The organism is Flagellimonas sp. 389 (assembly GCF_018449435.1).
Lineage (GTDB): Bacteria > Bacteroidota > Bacteroidia > Flavobacteriales > Flavobacteriaceae > Flagellimonas.
The window spans coordinates 155127-175797 of the sequence record NZ_JAHCMU010000008.1 but is presented as its reverse complement, the minus strand read 5'-3'; the positions used below and the strand labels follow the sequence as shown (position 1 = coordinate 175797).

General features: G+C 37.6%; 14 protein-coding genes. 12 read left to right on the top strand and 2 right to left on the bottom strand.

Going from position 1 to position 20671, the window contains the following annotated elements; all coding sequences use genetic code 11:
• The first annotated feature begins 151 nt into the window (after positions 1-151).
• The 4 genes from ileS to KIM67_RS08965 all read left to right on the top strand — a co-directional run bounded on the left by ileS (position 152) and on the right by KIM67_RS08965 (position 5261).
• Positions 152-3553 (top strand): isoleucine--tRNA ligase, encoded by a 3402-nt coding sequence (gene ileS, locus KIM67_RS08980; RefSeq protein ID WP_213831000.1) that lies wholly within the window; start codon positions 152-154, stop codon positions 3551-3553.
• A 5-nt stretch (positions 3554-3558) separates the two neighbouring features.
• The gene (locus KIM67_RS08975) at positions 3559-3942 is read left to right on the top strand and encodes a TraR/DksA C4-type zinc finger protein (protein WP_163417429.1); all 384 of its coding nucleotides are present in this window, start codon (positions 3559-3561) and stop codon (positions 3940-3942) included.
• Positions 3943-4017: 75 nt separating this feature from the next.
• Positions 4018-4593, top strand: coding sequence for a hypothetical protein (locus KIM67_RS08970; RefSeq protein WP_250149209.1), 576 nt, complete (start codon positions 4018-4020; stop codon positions 4591-4593).
• 32 nt (positions 4594-4625) lie between these two features.
• Positions 4626-5261, top strand: coding sequence for a lipoprotein signal peptidase (locus tag KIM67_RS08965; RefSeq protein ID WP_213830998.1), 636 nt, complete (start codon positions 4626-4628; stop codon positions 5259-5261).
• Here KIM67_RS08965 and KIM67_RS08960 read toward each other — a convergent pair.
• Positions 5258-5818, bottom strand: coding sequence for a 5-formyltetrahydrofolate cyclo-ligase (locus KIM67_RS08960; protein WP_213830997.1), 561 nt, complete (start codon positions 5816-5818; stop codon positions 5258-5260). The two genes, KIM67_RS08965 and KIM67_RS08960, sit on opposite strands and share 4 nt — an antisense overlap.
• A gap of 566 nt (positions 5819-6384) precedes the next feature.
• Between KIM67_RS08960 and uvrC the strand changes: the two genes are divergently transcribed.
• From uvrC to KIM67_RS08920, 8 genes are all read left to right on the top strand, one after another.
• Positions 6385-8175, top strand: a complete 1791-nt coding sequence (gene uvrC / locus KIM67_RS08955) for an excinuclease ABC subunit UvrC (protein WP_213830996.1) — start codon at positions 6385-6387, stop codon at positions 8173-8175.
• Between the two features lie 3 nt (positions 8176-8178).
• On the top strand, positions 8179-10458 hold the full coding sequence (locus KIM67_RS08950; protein ID WP_213830995.1) for a patatin-like phospholipase family protein: 2280 nt from the start codon (positions 8179-8181) through the stop codon (positions 10456-10458).
• Positions 10459-10883: 425 nt separating this feature from the next.
• Entirely contained in the window at positions 10884-11663 is a 780-nt protein-coding gene (locus KIM67_RS08945) for a DUF3108 domain-containing protein (RefSeq protein WP_213830994.1), read from the top strand.
• A gap of 5 nt (positions 11664-11668) precedes the next feature.
• Entirely contained in the window at positions 11669-12631 is a 963-nt protein-coding gene (locus KIM67_RS08940; protein ID WP_213830993.1) for a tryptophan 2,3-dioxygenase family protein, read from the top strand.
• 8 nt (positions 12632-12639) lie between these two features.
• Positions 12640-13917 carry a peptidoglycan DD-metalloendopeptidase family protein gene (locus KIM67_RS08935; RefSeq protein WP_213830992.1) on the top strand — a complete coding sequence of 426 codons (1278 nt, stop codon included), beginning with the start codon at positions 12640-12642 and terminating at the stop codon, positions 13915-13917.
• A 1-nt stretch (position 13918) separates the two neighbouring features.
• A complete protein-coding gene (gene pgi / locus KIM67_RS08930) occupies positions 13919-15556 on the top strand; it encodes a glucose-6-phosphate isomerase (RefSeq protein ID WP_213830991.1) in 1638 nt (545 codons plus the stop codon).
• A 169-nt stretch (positions 15557-15725) separates the two neighbouring features.
• A complete protein-coding gene (locus KIM67_RS08925; protein WP_213830990.1) occupies positions 15726-18953 on the top strand; it encodes a TonB-dependent receptor in 3228 nt (1075 codons plus the stop codon).
• A 91-nt stretch (positions 18954-19044) separates the two neighbouring features.
• A complete protein-coding gene (locus KIM67_RS08920) occupies positions 19045-19479 on the top strand; it encodes a hypothetical protein (protein WP_213830989.1) in 435 nt (144 codons plus the stop codon).
• Positions 19480-19526: 47 nt separating this feature from the next.
• Here the strand turns inward: KIM67_RS08920 and KIM67_RS08915 are convergent, their stop codons facing one another.
• Complete coding sequence (locus KIM67_RS08915) at positions 19527-20585, bottom strand: endonuclease/exonuclease/phosphatase family protein (protein ID WP_213830988.1); 1059 nt, start codon at positions 20583-20585, stop codon at positions 19527-19529.
• Between the last annotated feature and the right edge of the window lie 86 nt (positions 20586-20671).

Here is a 20671-nt window from a genome sequence, read left to right as displayed (position 1 = left end):
GATATGTATTTTGGTTTAAATAGGAACTTACAGCGTATCATATTTAGATTAAGCATTTTATACAAATTCAAATACCTGATTAGGAAAGCTATAATTCCCGGTAAATTTTTAATTTTGCAACCTTGGAAATCTAGAAGAAGTAGCTATACATATGAAGTTTGCTGAATATAGGGGATTGGATTTACCTAAAGTATCAGAAGAAATACTGAGCTTTTGGAAAGAAAACGGGATTTTTGAAAAAAGTGTCTCTACCAGAGAGGGGAAGGAAAGCTATGTTTTCTATGAAGGGCCACCGTCCGCTAACGGAATGCCAGGCATTCATCATGTAATGGCCCGTACCATTAAAGATATCTTTCCTAGGTACAAAACCATGAAAGGGCATCAGGTAAAACGAAAAGCGGGGTGGGACACTCATGGATTACCTATCGAAATCGGTGTTGAGAAAGAACTGGGAATCACTAAAGAGGATATTGGTGAAAAGATTTCGGTCGAGGAGTACAATGCTGCTTGTAAAAAAGCGGTCATGCGCTATACGGATGTTTGGAATGAAATGACCGAGAAGATAGGATATTGGGTAGACATGGATGATCCATATATTACGTACAAATCCAAGTATATGGAATCTGTTTGGTGGTTGCTAAAACAGATTTATGATAAAGGTCTTTTATATAAAGGGTACACCATACAGCCGTATTCGCCAAAAGCGGGAACAGGGTTAAGTTCCCATGAGCTGAATCAACCGGGAACCTATCAAGATGTTACGGATACTACGGTTACGGCGCAGTTCAAGATAAAAAAAGGAACATTGCCCATTATTTTTAATAGTATCGATGGAGAAGTTTACTTTTTGGCATGGACGACCACACCTTGGACATTGCCATCAAATACCGCGTTGACCGTGGGACCAAAGATTGACTATGTTCTGGTTCGAAGTTTCAATCAATATACTTTTGAGCCAAGCTATGTGGTTTTGGCAAAAAACTTGGTCGGGAAACAATTTACTGGAAAATTCTTTGAAGCTGAAAGTAATGAGGATTTTGTAAACTATGCAGCTACGGATAAAAAAATCCCTTACCAAATCATTGCTGAAGCAAAAGGAGCAGATTTAGTGGGCATCGAATATGAACAGCTTATTGACTATGTTCAGCCATACCAAAATCCTGAAAATGCATTTCGGGTCATTGCAGGGGATTTTGTAACTACGGAGGATGGAACAGGAATCGTGCATACCGCTCCTACCTTTGGTGCAGATGATGCTTTTGTAGCAAAACAAGCAAAACCAGAAGTACCTCCAATGCTGGTTCTGGACGAAAACAAAAATCCAGTTCCTTTGGTAGACTTACAAGGAAAGTTTAGACCAGAACTTAAGGAGTTTGGTGGTAAATATGTAAAAAACGAATATTATAACGAAGGAGAGGCACCTGAGCGTTCTGTGGATGTAGAGATTGCCATCAAACTAAAAGAAGAGAACAAGGCGTTTAAGGTGGAAAAGTACGTGCACAGTTATCCAAACTGCTGGCGTACCGATAAGCCAATTCTCTATTATCCTTTGGATTCTTGGTTTATTAAGGTCACGGATGTAAAAGACCGTATGTTCGAGCTGAACCAAACCATAAATTGGAAACCTAAAGCTACTGGTGAGGGACGTTTTGGCAATTGGTTGGCAAATGCCAATGATTGGAACCTTTCCCGCTCACGTTATTGGGGAATTCCTTTGCCCATTTGGCGCACCGAGGATGGCAGCGAGGAGCTATTGATCGGTTCGGTAGAAGAACTGAAAACAGAAATGGCGAAAGCTGTTGATGCAGGAGTACTTGAAAAAGATGTTTTTGAAGATTTTGTGGTTGGCGATATGAGCGAGTCCAACTACGAAAAAATCGATTTGCATAAAAACATAGTAGATCAAATTACTTTGGTCTCACCTTCTGGAAAAGCAATGAAAAGGGAGGCGGACCTGATCGATGTTTGGTTTGATAGCGGTTCCATGCCCTACGCACAATGGCACTACCCTTTTGAAAATAAAGAATTGATAGATGGTGGTATAGCATTCCCAGCTAACTTTATCGCCGAAGGTGTGGACCAAACAAGGGGTTGGTTCTATACTTTACATGCTATTGCAACTATGGTTTTTGATACGGTATCGTATCAAAATGTGGTTTCCAATGGTTTGGTACTTGATAAGGAAGGCAAGAAGATGTCCAAAAGGTTGGGCAATGCGGTAGACCCTTTTCAAGTTTTACCAGAACATGGGGCAGATGCCACACGGTGGTATATGATTTCCAACGCCAATCCTTGGGATAATCTCAAGTTTGATATAGATGGTATTGTGGAGGTGAAACGTAAGTTTTTTGGAACACTTTACAATACGTATTCCTTTATGGCCCTATACGCCAATATTGATGAATTTGATTATTCCGAAGCACAAATACCCCTTGCCAAGCGGCCAGAAATAGACCAATGGATCCTTTCTGAATTGCATTCCCTTATCCAGAAAGTGGATGAGGCGTATGCGGATTATGAAGCCACAAAGGCGGCACGAATGATTTCGGACTATGTTCAGGAAAACCTTAGTAACTGGTACGTAAGGCTTAGCCGAAGACGTTTTTGGAAAGGGGATTACCAAGAAGATAAAATATCGGCATACCAGACCTTGTATACCTGTTTGCTTACTGTTGCTAAATTATCGGCGCCCGTTGCACCCTTCTTTATGGACAGGTTGTACCAGGACTTGAACGCAACGACCAAAAAAGAAGATTTTGAAAGTGTCCATCTTGCAGATTTTCCAATTTTTGATGCCAAGATGGTCAATAAAAAATTAGAGCGAAAAATGCAGTTGGCCCAAAAAGTATCTTCTCTTGTACTATCTATCCGTCAGAAGGAGAAAATAAAGGTCCGTCAGCCTTTGCAAAAAATAATGATTCCTATTTTGGACAATGAGCAGAAAGAAGATATCGAAGCCGTTTCCGAACTGATAAGATCAGAAGTCAATGTAAAGCAGGTTGAATTGTTGGATGATGCTTCCGGGATTTTGGTCAAGCAGATAAAACCTAATTTTAAGGTTTTGGGACCTAGATTTGGTAGGGATATGAAAGCCATCGCAGCAGCAGTAAATCAACTAGGTCAAGAAGATATCCAAAAAATTGAGCAAGAAGGCGAATTAATGCTTGTATTGAAAAATAAAAGTATTAATTTACAGTTAAACGATGTAGAGATCAGCTCGCAAGATATAGAAGGTTGGTTGGTTGCAAGTTCTGGCTCTTTAACGGTTGCTTTGGATGTGACCATAGATGAAAACTTAAGAAAAGAAGGCATCGCAAGAGAACTGGTAAATAGAATCCAAAACCTAAGAAAAGAATCTGGATTTGAGGTGACCGATAAAATTGACATTAAGATTTTGAAAGATGGTTTTGTGGAAAATGCGGTTTCCAGTAACGAGAATTATATAAAAACGGAAACACTAACGGCAGAACTTAATTTTGAAGAAAAATTAGACGAAGGCGTAGCAATTGCTTTCGATGAAGTGAATACAAAATTGTTTATCCAAAAACACTAGAACACATGGCAGAAGATTTAAAAATAAGATACTCAGATAGCGACTTGGAAGAATTTAAAGTGCTAATCGAAGAGAAAATAGACAAGGCGAAAAACCATTTGGATTTGCTCAAGAGTTCTTACATGAACGATGGTAACAACGGTACAGATGATACCTCTCCTACTTTTAAGGCTTTTGAAGAAGGTTCCGAGACCATGAGCAAAGAGGCGAATACCCAACTGGCAATCCGTCAGGAAAAATTTATTAGGGATTTAAAGAACGCTCTATTGCGAATAGAGAACAAAACCTATGGTATTTGCCGCGTAACCGGAAAACTGATTAACAAGGAACGGTTAAAATTGGTTCCACATGCTACGCTCAGCATTGAAGCTAAAAACATGCAGAAATAATAAAAAAACGCCGAAAGGCGTTTTTTGTTTATGAGAACGCTGCTCTTCTTTCTTAGTGTTTTTTCTTTTTGTACCATGAAGGGTCAGAAGTTGGTAAAAAAAGCCTTTATCACTCCTGAAACGCAATTTATTCAAATTGATTCCCAAAATTGTTATAAGGTTAGTATTGGTACCTCTAAAAAAGAAGAGGTTACTATTGCTGGGAGCATGGAAGGAGAGTATTCCAAAGATTTATTGGTCACTATTGAGCAAAAGGGGGCCACTGTATTAATAAGTACAGGATTCCAGCCCAACTTCACTAATCCCAATGATAAACTAAGTGCACATAAGGTCATTTCTATAGAACTGAATATAAGTTTGCCAGAATACAAAGAGGTTTCCGTTTATGGAACCAATTGTAATGTTTTAGCCGAAGGGGACTATAAAAAACTCAAGGTAAAATTGGCTGATGGTACATGTTCGCTAGAAAACGTTGGGGAAACTGTTGAAGTCAATACTCAAAAAGGAAACATTTTTCTTTCTACTTCGAATGGGGATATTGTGGCAAAAAGTACGTATGGCGAAGTGCGTCGCGAGACTATTCCTAAAGGGGATAATGTATTTGTACTGAATACGGTCGAAGGCAATATCTATCTAAAGAAAACGAAATAATATCCATATTTTTACAATCTGTTTTTAAAAGCATGAATTTAAAGAAGTCCCTATCGCTCATCATTATTGTTCTTGTAGTTGACCAGATAAGCAAAATCTATGTCAAGACTAATTTTGTTCTGGGTGAATCTACATTGGTTTTTGACTGGTTTAGAATTCTTTTTATTGAAAACGAAGGTGCTGCTTGGGGAACTAAGCTCAGTGACATTTTACCGATATCAGAATCAACAGGTAAGTTGGTATTGACTATTTTTAGACTTTTTGCCATATTTGGCATTGGGTACTGGCTTTGGGATATCATAAAGAAGCAATCGCCAAAAACCTTAATTTTAGCAGTCTCCTTGATATTTGCAGGAGCTCTGGGGAATATCATTGATTCCGTTTTTTATGGGATTATTTTTGACGGTAGTAGCAACCAAGTGGCTACACTGTTTTCAAGTGAACCTTACGGGAAGCTTTTTTACGGTAAGGTTGTCGACATGCTCTATTTCCCAATGATAGATACAACTTGGCCAGAATGGGTTCCATCTGTTGGGGGAAATAAATTCCGTTTTTTTGAGCCTGTTTTTAATATTGCCGATACTGCAATCAGCACGGGTGTTGGAATCTTGATTGTATTTAATAAAAAGGCTTTTCCAAAAAGCACAAAAATTGAGCTAACGGATTAGAATTTGTAAATTCTATCTGGTGTTATGCAATAGTCCAATGTTACATCATGTTCATTTGTATCATTGATACTGGTTTCAGCCTCAAAAAGCGATACCCCAATTTTAACGGTTTCTTTTCTACAATTATTCAAAAAAGTGTCGTAGTATCCTTTACCGTAGCCAACACGATTTCCTCTTAAATCAAAAGCCAATAATGGTAAAAAAACGACATCTATTTTGTTGTTGGGAATTGTTATACCATCCACGGGTTCAGGAATCCCCCATTTATTTTTTTTAAGAACTGTATTGTCCAAAAGTAAATAGTTTTCTAAGGTGTTTTCCCCGTTCACCTTGGGTATAAGTACGTTTTTGTCTTTCCCCTGAAGGATAGCCAGTATAGGTTGGGTATCAATTTCCTTCTGTTTATTGATGCTCAAAAAAATATGGAAATAAAAAAAATCCCAAATAGGGATTTGAAGTATTCCATTCGCAAGTGTTATACTCAAATTTGAAACTTCTTCGAGCGAAAGCTCTCGTCTCAAATCTTTATATTTTTTTCTTAGCTCACGCTTCAACATTAAATGCTGAATTTTTTTGTGGGTGTTTTGGGGAACCCTTTATTTTATTTTCTGGTAGACACAGAAAAGAAGATTTTGAAGAAAAGCATCAAAATCAAATACATTCCCAAAACGATTACATAGTTCTCCATAAGAATTGTATTTATACCGTTAAATGTAAGTAAAAGAATTGAAAACTTGACCACCAAATGCACATTTTATCGATGAAATGCATCTTTTTTAATAGTTGTTTAACACTAAAGACATTTTTTTAAAAGAGTATTAAGAATGTAAGTTGTTGAAAAAAAAGACATTGCAAACGTTATTGAGGAAAGATAGGGCCATAAATAAAAAGAAAAAGATTACAAAAAAAATTGCCTTAACCATGTATATCTTGTAAAGGGCAATTCAATACTGGTAGAAAAAATGATTTCTTTTTATAAAAGTGAATATTCCAGGCGCTCAAACACGCCATTCATAAACCAAAACTCTTGAATGGTAAAAACTAATAGTATATCCGTCAATTTAATCTACAAAACACTAGTATAAAACCCTAATTTTGTTTTTAGGTCAATTACCAAGGTTTTATGTCCAACCCTTCATCCATTCACGTTCAAATAAGTGTCCTTCCAAATAATCCGGGAGTGTACCAGTTTTATGATTCTGATGATAAGATTCTATATGTGGGCAAAGCAAAGAATCTAAAAAAAAGGGTATCCTCCTATTTCAACAAAAAACAGGAATATGGTAAGACCAGAGTGTTGGTAAAAAAGATAGCATCGGTCAAGCATATTGTGGTTCCTACCGAATCCGATGCGCTGCTTTTGGAAAACAATCTTATCAAAAAACTATTGCCACGGTACAATGTTTTATTAAAGGATGATAAATCCTATCCATGGATATGTATTAAGAACGAGCGTTTCCCAAGGGTTTTTCCGACCAGAAAGCATGTTAAGGACGGTTCTGAATATTATGGCCCCTATACCAGTATGAAGACAGTAAGAACACTCCTTGATCTGGTAAGGGGCGTATATCCACTTAGGACTTGCAATTATGACCTTTCCAGCGAGAAGATAACTTCGGGTAAATATAAGGTATGCCTAGAGTTTCATTTGGGCAATTGCTTGGGACCATGTGAGGGATTGCAATCAGAAACGGATTACCATCGGCAGATTGATGACATTCGGGAAATCATAAAAGGTAATTTCAAAAGTTCCCTCAACTATTTTAAATCCCAAATGAAAGAGCTTGCCAGCAATATGGAGTTTGAGAAAGCTCAACTTGTAAAGGATAAGATAGAGATTCTGGAAAACTACCAGGCAAAATCAACGGTGGTCAACCCAAAGATCAACAATGTTGATGTATTTACGATTATCTCCGACGAAACCCATGGATATGTGAACTTTCTACAACTTTCCCATGGTTCTATTATAAGGTCCCATACCATGGAAATAAAAAAGAAATTGGAGGAAACGGATGAGGAGTTGTTAGAATTGGCCATTATTGAAATTCGGCAAAGGTTTAACTCACGATCCAAAGAGATTTATTTGCCCTTTCCGGTAGCAGTTGAAGAGAATATTAAGATAACACTCCCTAAACTTGGTGATAAACGAAGGATATTGGAACTTTCTGAACGGAATGCGAGATTTTTTAGACAGGATAGGTTCAAGCAGATAAAAATTACAGATCCAGATAGGCACACGAATAGAATAATGGCCCAGATGAAGGCTGATTTAAGACTTTCGAAGGAACCCACCCACATAGAGTGCTTTGATAATTCGAATATCCAAGGAAGCAATCCAGTGGCCGCTTGTGTGGTTTTTAAAAATGGAAAACCCTCAAAGAAAGATTACAGACATTTTAACATAAAGACGGTAGAAGGACCAGATGACTTTGCCAGTATGGAAGAAGTGGTCTTTAGAAGGTATAAAAGGTTACTCAATGAGAATGAGCCTTTGCCACAACTTATTGTTATAGATGGTGGAAAAGGACAGTTATCTTCATCGTTAAAAAGTTTGGACATATTGGGTCTTCGAGGAAAAATTGCTATAATTGGCATAGCCAAACGCCTGGAGGAGATTTACTTTCCAGAAGACCCCATACCATTGTATCTGGACAAAAAATCCGAAACCTTAAAGATTATCCAGCAATTACGAAACGAAGCGCATAGGTTTGGAATTACGCACCATAGAAATAGAAGAAGCAAGGGAGCTATAAACTCCGAGCTGGAGAATATAGAAGGTATTGGTAAGAAGACCGCAGAACAATTGTTGAAAAATTTCAAGTCGGTAAAGCGAATCAAAGAAGCCTCTATTGAAAATCTTGCCCAGTCAGTAGGCATGGCAAAGGCAAAAAAAATTTATAAGTCTTTTCACTAGCAAATGAGAATAAAACGTAACATAACTATACTACTAACTATTTTCTTTAGTGTTCTAGGCATATCCCAAACTATAGAAAGTCCAGAGGATTTTAAGGTTGGTTTAGTGCTAAGTGGTGGTGGCGCTAAAGGACTGGCACATGTTGGTGTATTAAAGATTATTGAAGAAGCGGGGGTTAAAGTGGACTATGTAGGAGGTACAAGCATGGGCGCTATTGTAGGGGCGCTCTATGCTTCCGGTTATTCTGCTACTGAACTGGATTCAATCTTTCGGGTAACGGATTTTACTAAACTGATTCAGGACGATGTTCCCAGGGGTGCCAAGACTTTTTATGAAAAAGATGATTCCGAACGATACGCGCTTGGTCTTCCTTTTACAAATTTTCATGTTTCTTTTCCGCAGGCAATCTCTGGAGGGCAAAATATTTATAATGAATTGGTAAGATTGCTTTTCCACGTTAAGGATGTTGAAGACTTCAAAGAGTTGCCAATTCCTTTTCTATGTATAGCTACCAATGTGGAAACAGGTGAAGAAGTACTGTTGGAGAAAGGATATTTGCCAGAGGCGATAATGGCAAGTGGAACCTTTCCCTCATTGTTCGAACCTTCCGAAATAGACGGGAAAATTTTGATAGATGGCGGGGTCGTAAACAATTATCCTATAGGTAAAGTACGGGAAATGGGAGCGGATTTGATTATTGGGGTGGATGTCCAACATGGTCTGTCCGATAGAGAAGCTCTATCCTCTGCTACAGAGATTTTACTTCAGATAAATAATTATAGGACAGTCAACGACATGAAAAAGAAAGTCGATGATACTGATCTCTACATCAGACCAAACATTGACAATTTTTCTGTGATTGACTTTGATAGTAGTGAAGACATTGTTCTAAGTGGTGAAGATGCTGCTATAAAAAAGTTTGCCGAACTACAAAAAATAGCACAGGACCAAGGTAACGCTCCTGTATTGCAGAATAGGATTGAACCAACAGACAGTTTGACCATAAATAGATTGATAATAAGAGGGAACGACAGGTATACAAGAGGCTATATAAAGGGAAAGCTCAGGTTTGCTTTGGCAGAGAAGATCTCTTTTGAAGAAGTTAAACAGGGAATAAGCAATTTATCGGCCACAGGTAACTTTAAAACAATACGATATCATTTAGAATCTAATGGCTTGGGAACGGATTTGATACTGAAACTGGAGGAGACCGAAACCAAAATGTTTTTAAAGTTGTCCGCACATTATGATGATCTTTACAAGAGTGCAGCCTTGATAAACTTTACCAAAAAGAACTTTCTGCTTAAAGACGATGTTGCCTCCTTCGATTTTATATTGGGCGATAATATTAGATATAATTTGGAATATTATCTGGATAAAGGATTTTATTGGAGTTTTGGTGTAAAATCTGAATTTACCAACTTTGAGACCAATGTGAATTTTGAATTGCTCAGGTCAAATTTTGATATTCCTAATATACCAAGTGATCCAAACATTCGCGAAATCAATTTGGACGTGGCAGACCTTACCAATCAAATTTACATGCAGACGGTTTTACAGGAAGAATTTGCAGTTACATTAGGCTTGGAGCATAAACTTTTAAGATATAGTACCCGCACCATAAATCAATTGGTCAATAATGATGAGGACGATTTTGTTCCCATAGATTCTGATCGTACTTTCTTTGATAATTCAAATTATTTCAGCGCTTACGGAAAGATAACGTTGGATACCTATAATGATAAATACTTTCCTACGAAAGGCCTTCTCTTTGACAGTGATTTCCATTTTTATTTGCTTTCATCGGATTTTAATGAAAATTTTAAGGAATTTTCAGTAGGTAAGGCCAGGCTTGGTACAGCATTTAATCTTTTTGACAAAGTAAGCCTTAACGTAGAAGCCGAAGGAGGTTTTAAGCTGGGAACTTCCAACGTTACTTCTTTTGATTTTGTTCTAGGAGGGTACGGAAATGATTTTGTAAACAATTTCATTCCTTTTTTTGGGTACGACTTTTTAAGTCTGCCAGGGAACAGTTTCGTGAAAGCTTATGGAAGGTTGGATTATAATTTTGCTCCCAAAAATCATTTTATGTTTTCAGCAAACTTTGCAAATGTAGATGATGATTTGTTCCGAACTGGGGAATGGTTCTCTGAACCAACTTTTTCAGGATACGGAATAGGGTATGGTTATGAATCTTTTTTAGGGCCGGTCCAAATATTTTACTCATGGACTCCAGAGATGGACAATAGTAACATATTCATAAGTGTGGGATATTGGTTTTAGAGCAACTCTTTTTGTTACTTTTCTTACATAGTGCTTTTAAACCTGCTTTTGGCAACCCCTTTTAAAAAAAGGATTTAGTACATTGGAAACTAGGGAAAACCATAAAAAAATTAAGACTTTTTCTTAATGCATTACTAATTATTTGTTTGATTTTCGCCAAAAACAGAAAAGGATAGTTAAAGTCCGTTAAAAACTTATTTTCCTACAAAAGCTTGATGTATATTTATAGAACATAAGGGGTGGTTCCCTTATAACTTTAAGTATTGGTTTTTCATAATTTAAAGTTTGGTTGGTTATTTAGGAAAAGCCCAGTTTTTAAACTGGGCTTTTTTTTATACTATTTTGGAACAAGTTTTGTTTATGTAAATGTAAACTCACTTTGCTGGAAAAGTGATTTTAGTAATTTTACCAAAACATTACAGTTTATGAAAAAGACGTTTTTCCTTTTTTCCTTAATGTTTGCAGTATATGCAACTGCGCAAGATGTGCGCCCTGCTTATAAAGCCGGGGAATGGCTTAAATTTCGTATTCATTACGGATTCTTAAATGCGAGCTATGCTACCTTAAACTTGACCAATGATAGTATAGACGATATCCCTGTGTATCATGTTGTAGGTAGGGGCAAGACCACTGGTTTTGCAAGTATTTTTTTTAAGGTTGACAATACATTCGAAAGTTATTTTGGAAGAAAAGATGGGAAGCCGTATCGGTTTATCAGAAAAACCAACGAAGGTGGGTATACAAAAGATATTGAAATAGACTTTTTCTATAACGAGGACAAGGCAATCTTGAAGGATAACAAAAATGGTAAAGAGTTTAATTTCTCTGTAAACGATGATATTCAGGACTTAATATCGGCTTCATACTATTTAAGAAACAAATACAGTCTGGATGAATTTGAAGTTGGCAAATCTATAGACATGGATATGTTGTTTGATGATGATGGAGTTTACAAATTCAAATTGAAATTTTTGGGAAAAGAAATCATTCGTACCAAGTTTGGGAAAGTAGAATGTCTTAAATTTAGACCCATTGTTCAATCAGGTCGTGTTTTTAAAGAAAAAGAAAGTCTCACGTTGTGGGTTTCGAATGATTTAAATAAAATCCCTGTTAGGATAAAGGCCGATTTGGCCGTGGGATCCCTAAAAGCTGACTTAGATGGATACAATGGCCTCAAAAACCAGTTTAAAATAATAATGAGATAGTTTTAATGAAGCATGATGAGCGAATTGAGTCCCAAATCAATAAGCTTGAGGAGAAGTTCAAAAATTCTGGTCAAGACTTAAGCTCTTATCTCGATGGGCTCCTTTACCAAAAGTATCTTACGTATTGGGACTATATCCATTTAGATACTCTCCTTAGTATCCAAGTTCCGCGGACACATTTCCCAGATGAAGAGATATTCATCATGTACCATCAGATTACGGAACTGTATTTTAAACTCATTCTTCATGAACAAAAGCAAATAGTTGAGGATAAGTCCCAAAATCTTGACTTCTTCATAGAAAAAGCAAACCGCATCAACAGTTATTTCCAAGCACTCATATCTTCCTTTAAGATCATGATCAATGGAATGCAAAGGGAGCAGTTTTTACGTTATCGTATGGCACTCCTCCCTGCTAGTGGTTTTCAGTCGGCACAGTATCGAATGATAGAGATTTATGCAACATCCTTGGAAAATTTGGTGCATCATACCGAGCGAGATTCGTTTTCCAATAAAAATAGTATAGAAGAGCTTTTTGAACATATCTATTGGAAAAAAGGAGCTACGGATATCGTTACCGGGGAAAAAACATTGACGCTCAAACAATTTGAGTTTCGATATACGCCTAGATTATTGCGAATATCCAATGAGGTCATGAGCAGTACAATCTATCATAAGTACCTTCAATTACCTAAAACATCAAGAGAAAATGAAACACTAATAAGTGCTTTAAAAGACTTGGATGTCAATGCCAACGTAAATTGGCCATTGATGCACATGGGTTCGGCATACAGATATTTAGCCAAAGAAGGAAAGGATGTAGATGCTACCGGAGGCACCAATTGGAAAGCCTATTTACCGCCAAGTTTTCAGAAAATAATTTTTTTCCCAACTTTGCACTCAGAAGAAGAAAGGGAAACGTGGGGGAAACAATGGGTAGACCACATATATAATCCGACAAATACGTAATTTTAACAATGCAGAAATTTTTTGGGGCACTTTTGGCACTTTTGATATTAGTGTCATGTAAAGAAGAAAAAGTATTGGTGCAAGATACGGCGCCAGAAGAACCACTTGAAAAGGCAGTGGTAAAACAGTTTGGATTTAATTTGGAGAAATTCAACGTGGTTCACGATACCGTACGTAACGGAGATAGTTTTGGGGAGCTGATGTTAAAAAATAAAGTGGACTACCCAAAAATTTATAACATATCCGAAAATTTTAAGGATACCTTTGATGTTCGGAAAATAATGGTTGGCAAGCCATATGTAATTTTAAAATCGAAGGACACATCAGAAGTTGCGGAAGTATTCATTTATCAAAATGATCGTATCAATTATACCGTAGTGGATTTAAGGGATAGCGTACGTGCATACAAGAGCAAAAAGAAAGTAAAATATGTAGAACGCGAAGCTTCGGGAATTATAGAAACATCATTGTCAGAAGCAATTTTGGATCAGGGTATAGATTACAATATTACGCTGAACCTTTCCGAGATATACGCATGGAGTATTGATTTCTTTAGGTTGGAAAAAGGCGATAAATTCAAGGTGATTTACAAGGAACGCTATATCAATGATTCCATTTATGCAGGTGCAGAACCTATCGAGGCAGCTTTTTTTGAACATAAGGGCAAACCAATTTACGCCTTTGCGTACGAGGCAGATTCGCTAAAGCAGATGACGGACTATTTTGATGAAGAAGCCAATAACTTAAGAAGTACATTCTTAAAAGCCCCAATAAAATTTGGGTACAGATTATCATCCAGATATAACCTAAAACGAAGAATCGCATATTATGGATACAAGGTGCGACCGCACAAAGGAACGGATTACGCCGCTCCAATAGGTACTCCCATCATCGCCACAGCAGATGGAACTGTGACCGAGTCCAGAAGAAGAGGTGGTAATGGTAAATATGTAAAGATTCGGCATAACGGAACCTACAGCACTCAATATCTCCATATGAGAAAACAGAAAGTGAAAAAGGGAGAGTTTGTTAGACAGGGTGACGTAATAGGATGGGTTGGAATGACAGGGAATACAGGTGGGCCTCACGTATGTTATAGATTCTGGAAAAACGGAAGGCAAGTAGACCCGTTACGAGAAAAATTACCAGCGGCCGAACCTATTGCAGACTCCTTAAGAACGGATTATATAGCAACCATAACCCCTCTTAAAACACAATTGGACTGTATCGAGTTTATGGCTCCAAACCCAGAACCTAAAGAAAATTTGATAACGCTCAACAAATAAAATGGCACTACCCCATATCGACCCCACTACTACAAAAGCTTGGAACGCTCTTTTAGCCCATTATAAAGAAAGTAAGGACATCCACCTTAAAGAATTATTTGCTTCAGAACAAGATAGGGGGAAGAAGTTGACCTTGCTATGGAACGATTTTCTGGTTGATTATTCAAAGAACAGAATTACCGAGAAAACGCTCAAGTTATTATTTGAACTTGCCGAAGAAGTTGGTTTAAAGGAGGCGATTTCTATGTATTTCAAGGGAGACGCAATCAATCAAACCGAAGGAAGAGCGGTTTTGCACACTGCATTACGAGCTAAAAAAGATGATAAGGTTTATATTGATGGAGAAAATATTATTCCTGAAGTATATGAGGTAAAAGAAAAAATTAAGATTTTTTCAGATTCCGTAGTTTCTGGAGAGCGAAAAGGATATACAAACAAGAGTTTCACAGATGTTGTAAACATTGGTATTGGAGGTTCGGATTTAGGTCCTGCAATGGTGGTTGAGGCACTCGAATACTATGGCAACCATTTAAAAATGCACTTTGTCAGTAATGTGGATGGCGACCATGTGAAAGAGGTGCTGAAAGCATTGAATCCAGAGACCACACTCTTTGTTGTGGTATCCAAAACCTTTACCACACAAGAGACCTTGAGCAACGCCCTGACCATTAAAAAATGGTTTTTAGAACATGCTTCGGAAACGGATATCGCAAAGCATTTTGTGGCAGTATCCACCAATACTAAAAAAATAAAGGAATTTGGAATAGCGGACGAGAACGTTTTCCCCATGTGGGATTGGGTAGGCGGTCGTTTTTCCCTTTGGAGTGCGGTAGGGCTATCCATTGCCCTAGCTGTTGGATATGAACATTTTGATGAGCTGTTGTCCGGAGCCAACGAAATGGATGAGCATTTTAAAACTGCACCATTTTCTGAAAATATTCCTGTGGTATTGGCATTGATAAGTGTCTGGTACAATAACTTTTTTAAAGCAGAAACTGAAGCAATAATACCTTACACACAATATTTAAGTCGCTTTTCGGCCTATTTACAACAAGGTATTATGGAAAGTAACGGCAAAAGTATGGATAGATCTGGCAATCCAATATCGTATGAAACCGGAACTATTATTTGGGGAGAACCGGGAACCAATTCCCAGCATGCCTTTTTTCAGCTCATTCACCAAGGCACAAAACTGATTCCTACCGATTTTATTGGTTTTAAGGAATCCTTGCATGGCGATGCAGACCACCATAACAAATTAATGGCCAATTTCTTTGCCCAGACCGAAGCTTTAATGAACGGTAAGGCGAAAGAAGAGGTACGTAAAGAGCTACAGTACCAAACGTTAAACCCTGAAGAACTTGAAATGTTACTTCCCTTTAAAGTTTTTCAAGGAAATAAACCGACCAATACTATCCTTGTCGACAAGCTTACGCCAAAAAGCCTTGGATCGTTAATTGCATTGTACGAGCATAAAATCTTTGTTCAAGGTATTATTTGGAACATTTTTAGTTATGATCAGTGGGGTGTGGAATTGGGCAAACAATTGGCAAAAAGTATCCTCTCAGATATTGAAAATCAAGAAATTGGCAAACATGATAGTTCTACATTAAATCTTTTGCAATTTTTTAAGAATTGATTTAGAATTTCGTAAAATCTACAAAATATTTAATATGCTGATTTAAAGCTTCTTAGTTTTAAACGCTACACTTTTTAATACCGTATTTCTTAACGTTATCTTAATATTTGTAAGAATTAAAAGCGAGACTTTTGCTACGCTAATTAAACACTAATAAACATTTATTAAGATGAAGAAAATTTATTTGGTCATTTTCGCCATGCTAACGGCTACAATGGCATTTTCACAGGGTGTAACCACGTCTGCAATTGGTGGTAAAATAACCGATGCAACTGGTGAGCCTTTACCAGGAGCAAGTGTAGTTGCAGTCCATGTTCCATCTGGAACGACTTATGGGGCTGCTGCGGATTTTGATGGGTTCTATCGTATTTCTGGTATGAGGACCGGAGGACCGTACAAAATTACCATATCTTACGTAGGATTCAACGATGATGTCAGAGATAATATCAATTTAGGCTTGGGTCAGACCGAAAGATTCAGTGCACAGCTTTCTGAATCTGCTACTGCATTGGATGAGGTTGTTATTGTTGCTCAGTCTAATGGTGCTTTTGATTCTGGTAAAACGGGAGCAGAAACCAACGTTTCTAGTGAGCAAGTGAATACACTTCCTTCAATATCTAGGAACATTGCCGATTTTGCACGATTAACACCACAAGCAAAGGTTACGGGTGATGATGTTATATCTATTAGTGGACAGAACAACCGTTTTAATGCAATCTACATAGATGGCGCTATCAATAATGATGCATTCGGTTTGGCTGGCAATGGCACAAATGGTGGGCAAACAGGAGTAAGCCCCATTTCTTTAGATGCTATTGAGTCTTTCCAAATTAATATTGCCCCTTTTGATGTAAGACAATCGGGGTTTGCAGGAGGTAGCATTAATGCCACTACAAAATCGGGAACAAACGAAATCATTGGTTCTGCATATGCTCTCTTCAGGAATGAAAACTTTTCGGGAAAAACTCCTGTTGATTTGACAGGTGATGATGGCGAAAGAGAAAAGCTAGACGAGTTTACAGCAAATACATATGGTGTTCGATTGGGAGGTCCAATAATAAAAGATAAATTGTTCTTTTTCGTGAACTACGAAAGACAGGAAGTTGAAACTCCTCAACCTTTTGATATTGACACGTATCGAGGAGCTGCTACTGAAAGTGATCTGTTGGGATTATCTGATTTCTTAGTTAATAACTTTGGTTATAACCCAGGTACTTTTGAAAACAGTATCGAATCATTGACAAGTGATAAACTGATTGCCAAGATTGATTGGAATATCAATGAAAGTAACAAGCTTTCTTTTAGACACAGCTATGTAAAAGCTGTGCAGTTCGATGCTGCTGCTTCAAATCAAGGTACAATCAACTTTTTAAATAGATCAATTAATTTTGAATCTATTACGAACTCATCTGCTTTAGAATTGAATTCCCAGATTGGGGATAACATGTCCAATAACTTCGTATTGGGATATACGAGGGTCCGTGACGACAGAGATCCGTTTGGAAACCCTTTTCCTTCCGTTCAGATTTTTGATGCCTCAAGTACTTCAATTTTCTTTGGTTCAGAACCGTTTTCAACCGCAAACGTATTAGATCAGGACATTTTCACTATTACAGATAACTTTCAAATCTATTCAGGACGCCATACAATAACAATAGGTACGAACAACGAATTTACCTCTGTGAGAAATGTATTCTTCCGTCAAAACTTTGGGGACTACAGATTTAATAGCCTGAATGATTTTTTAAATGGGGAACTAGCCAATAGATATCGTCATGGATATTCCTTAATAGGTGGTTTTGGAGATGAATCAGAAGGTGCTGCGGAGTTTGATATTTTTCAATTTGGATTATATATTCAAGATGAAGTTGATATCACGGATAATTTTAGATTTACATTGGGAGCCCGTATTGATGTTCCTTATTGGAAAGATGGTTTGGAGAATGAAGATTTCAATACACGAACAGTAGCTATTCTTGAAGCTAATGGTAAGGATTTGCAAGGCGCCCGTGTAGGCCAAGGAATCGATGCAAATGTGCATTTTTCTCCAAGAGTTGGTTTTAACTGGGATGTAAATGGAGATAAAACTACACAAATAAGAGGTGGTTTGGGAATCTTTACTTCTAGAGTTCCATTGGTTTGGCCAGGTGGACAATATACAAACAATGGAGTGTCGACCGGATTCATACAAAGAACTTCAAGTGACGGTCCAGTACCTGTATTTAATCCTGATCCTAACACGCAATTGCAAGATCCTCCACAAGGTTCAGGTTCGGTTGGTGGCCAAGTCGATTTATTTGCAAAGAACTTTAAACTTCCTCAGATATTCAAAACGAATATCGCTATAGACCAAAGGTTACCCTGGGATATGGTTTTCTCCGCGGACTTCATTTGGAACGATAACGTTAATACCGTTTTTTACGAGAATTTAAACCTAGAAGGCCCACAATTCACGACAACAGGTGCGGGGTCTAGACCTAATTATAGATTTAGTCGAGTAGACTCTACTTATGACGCTATTTATTTAGGTACAAATACCAGTGCAGGTAGTTCTTACAATATAACGGGAACGTTGAGCAAGAATTTCTATAGTCCTAAAATTGATGCAAACACTCAAGTTTCCTATTCATATGGTGATTCAGATGGACTTTTTGATGGTACCAGTTCGCAAAACAGTTCGCAATGGAGAAATTTAGAAACAGTAAACGGATCTAATCGTCCTGACCTATCAACTTCTGATTTCTCTCCAGGGCACAGGATTATTGCTAATTCTACACTTACCTTTAAATGGACGGATAATATTAAAACCAGAATAGGTCTATTTTATGAAGGAGCTGAAGGAACACCTCTGAGCTACGTTTACAATGGTAGTGGACTATTGTCAGATACAGGAAGCTTTTCTGCTTTGGTATACGTGCCAGGAAATGAATCTGAAGCACAACTCGTTGACCTATTTGACGATGACGACAATCTTGTCCTTACAGCGAATCAACAATGGCAAGCACTCGATGCTGCAATAGAAGGCGATGAGTATTTGAAAAGTAGACGTGGACAGTTTGCTGAGAGAAATGCAAGTCGTACCGATTGGACACATATCATTGATTTAAAATTTGCCCAAGAGTTCGGGATTAAATTTGGAGAAAATGTACACAAAATTGAACTGACGGCAGATATCTTTAACTTCACTAATTTGTTGAACAAGGAATGGGGAGTAAGAACTTTTACCAATTTTAACCAAGTACAACTACTTAACTTTGAAGGTTTTGCTGATGATGGTACAACGCCCGAGTTTACATTTGAGCCAGGTGCAGAAGACACAAAAAACATCATTGATGATGCAGGATTGGTTTCATCAAGATGGCAAATGCAGTTAGGAATACGTTATAGCTTCAACTAATTCCTAATTTTATAAGATTTTAAAAACCCTTGCCATTGGCAAGGGTTTTTTATCCCTAAAAATCACTATTTTTAATCCCTAAACCAAACCTATGGAAATTCTGCAAAACGTACATTCCTATCTAGCCTATGTGGTATTGGCCATATTGATTTTCGCATTTTTCAATGCCTTGATAGGCTGGCTTGGAAAAAAGGAATTTACTATGGAAAAAGACTTAAGAATCAGTCTTTTTGCGTTGATTCTGAGCCATATTCAACTTTTAATTGGCCTAATTCTTTACTTTCTATCTGCAAATGGCCTAAAGGCGATACAGGTATTGGGTATGGGAGGTTTAAACTCAGCTGCTCGTCTGTTGGCTTTGGAACATCCCTTGATCAACATCATTGCAATTGCTTTTATAACCATAGGATGGTCACGCCATAAAAAGAAATTTGAAAGCAGTGCCAAGTTTAAAAGCATTGCTATTTTCTACGGCTTGGGATTGCTCTTAATTTTAAGTCGTATTCCCTGGGCACAGTGGTTATAGCCCCACTAACTCCCCAAAGGGGAGGAATTCAAAAAGATATCTCTTTACTACTCCCCTCCATTGGAGGGGCTGGGGGAGGCTTTGATCAAAAACAAATACACCGGAAAATGATCGCTATACCCGCCCGTATAACTTTTACCGGAATATGTTCTAAAAGGATACTCTTTAAACTTTCCGTCAGGGGTTTTTAGGTGATTTGGGGAATAGATTGCAGCTTTCCAGTAAAAATAGGCGTCTTCACTTTTGTGGATTAGATTAGAGGTCATAAAAAATTGGTCAAAAAGATTCCATTTATCCCGGTAAGCCAAAGATCCCAATCCTTTTTTGTAAAGCCGTTCCATAGGATTAAAAAGTGCAAGACTATCCAGTTGGGTTACTTTACCAGAGGTTTTCAATATCTTTTTTAGACTATCGTCCCTAGGATCATCATTTAGGTCGCCCATGCTTATGATTTTGGCGTCCCAATGTAGCTTTTGAATGGAATCGATAATACGCTTGTTCAATAAGGCTGCTTTTACACGGTTGGGCTTGCTTTTACTCGACCCACCTCTCCTAGAAGGCCAATGGTTAACGATAAAATAAAGTGCTTCATCGTCCAGCACGCCACCTACGACCAACTGATCTCTGGTATAGATTCTATCCCCTATATCATCAAACAATAAAAGTCTATGGCTTTTAAAAGAAGTGGGCAAGAAGGCAGCTTTTTTAAACAGCAAGGCAACATCGATTCCGCGTCTATCAGGAGAATCAAAATGTACGATGCCATATTCTTTATCTTGTAGATTGGGGTGGTTTATCAAATCTTCAAGAACTTGTCTGTTCTCAACTTCACACAGTCCAATAATATCTGGAGAGGTTTCCGTTACTTCCACTCCAATTTCTGACAAAACTTTTGATATATGTTCAATTTTCTTGTCATATCGCTTCTGGGTCCAATGATAGCTTCCTACCGGAGTTCTTTCATCATCAAAGACCAAGGTGTCGTTTATCGTATCAAAAAGGTTTTCAACATTGTAAAAAGCAATGGTCCGTATCTTATAGGATTTTTGGGATTGCGCAATAAAGGGTATGCCAAGTATTACTAGTAGGTATCGTAAAAACTTCATTTATATTTTGATTTTGATCCGAAAATAAGTAAGATTGTTTTTTCTTACAAAGAATAAAGCCAATAACCCCAATTTTTACGAAAGTA

Coding starts and splice junctions, on each gene's coding strand:
- ileS (WP_213831000.1), top strand. CDS start 152: ATGAAGTTTGCTGAATATAGGGGATTGGATTTACCTAAAGTATCAGAA.
- KIM67_RS08975 (WP_163417429.1), top strand. CDS start 3,559: ATGGCAGAAGATTTAAAAATAAGATACTCAGATAGCGACTTGGAAGAA.
- KIM67_RS08970 (WP_250149209.1), top strand. CDS start 4,018: ATGAAGGGTCAGAAGTTGGTAAAAAAAGCCTTTATCACTCCTGAAACG.
- KIM67_RS08965 (WP_213830998.1), top strand. CDS start 4,626: ATGAATTTAAAGAAGTCCCTATCGCTCATCATTATTGTTCTTGTAGTT.
- KIM67_RS08960 (WP_213830997.1), bottom strand. CDS start 5,818: ATGTTGAAGCGTGAGCTAAGAAAAAAATATAAAGATTTGAGACGAGAG.
- uvrC (WP_213830996.1), top strand. CDS start 6,385: ATGTCCAACCCTTCATCCATTCACGTTCAAATAAGTGTCCTTCCAAAT.
- KIM67_RS08950 (WP_213830995.1), top strand. CDS start 8,179: ATGAGAATAAAACGTAACATAACTATACTACTAACTATTTTCTTTAGT.
- KIM67_RS08945 (WP_213830994.1), top strand. CDS start 10,884: ATGAAAAAGACGTTTTTCCTTTTTTCCTTAATGTTTGCAGTATATGCA.
- KIM67_RS08940 (WP_213830993.1), top strand. CDS start 11,669: ATGAAGCATGATGAGCGAATTGAGTCCCAAATCAATAAGCTTGAGGAG.
- KIM67_RS08935 (WP_213830992.1), top strand. CDS start 12,640: ATGCAGAAATTTTTTGGGGCACTTTTGGCACTTTTGATATTAGTGTCA.
- pgi (WP_213830991.1), top strand. CDS start 13,919: ATGGCACTACCCCATATCGACCCCACTACTACAAAAGCTTGGAACGCT.
- KIM67_RS08925 (WP_213830990.1), top strand. CDS start 15,726: ATGAAGAAAATTTATTTGGTCATTTTCGCCATGCTAACGGCTACAATG.
- KIM67_RS08920 (WP_213830989.1), top strand. CDS start 19,045: ATGGAAATTCTGCAAAACGTACATTCCTATCTAGCCTATGTGGTATTG.
- KIM67_RS08915 (WP_213830988.1), bottom strand. CDS start 20,585: ATGAAGTTTTTACGATACCTACTAGTAATACTTGGCATACCCTTTATT.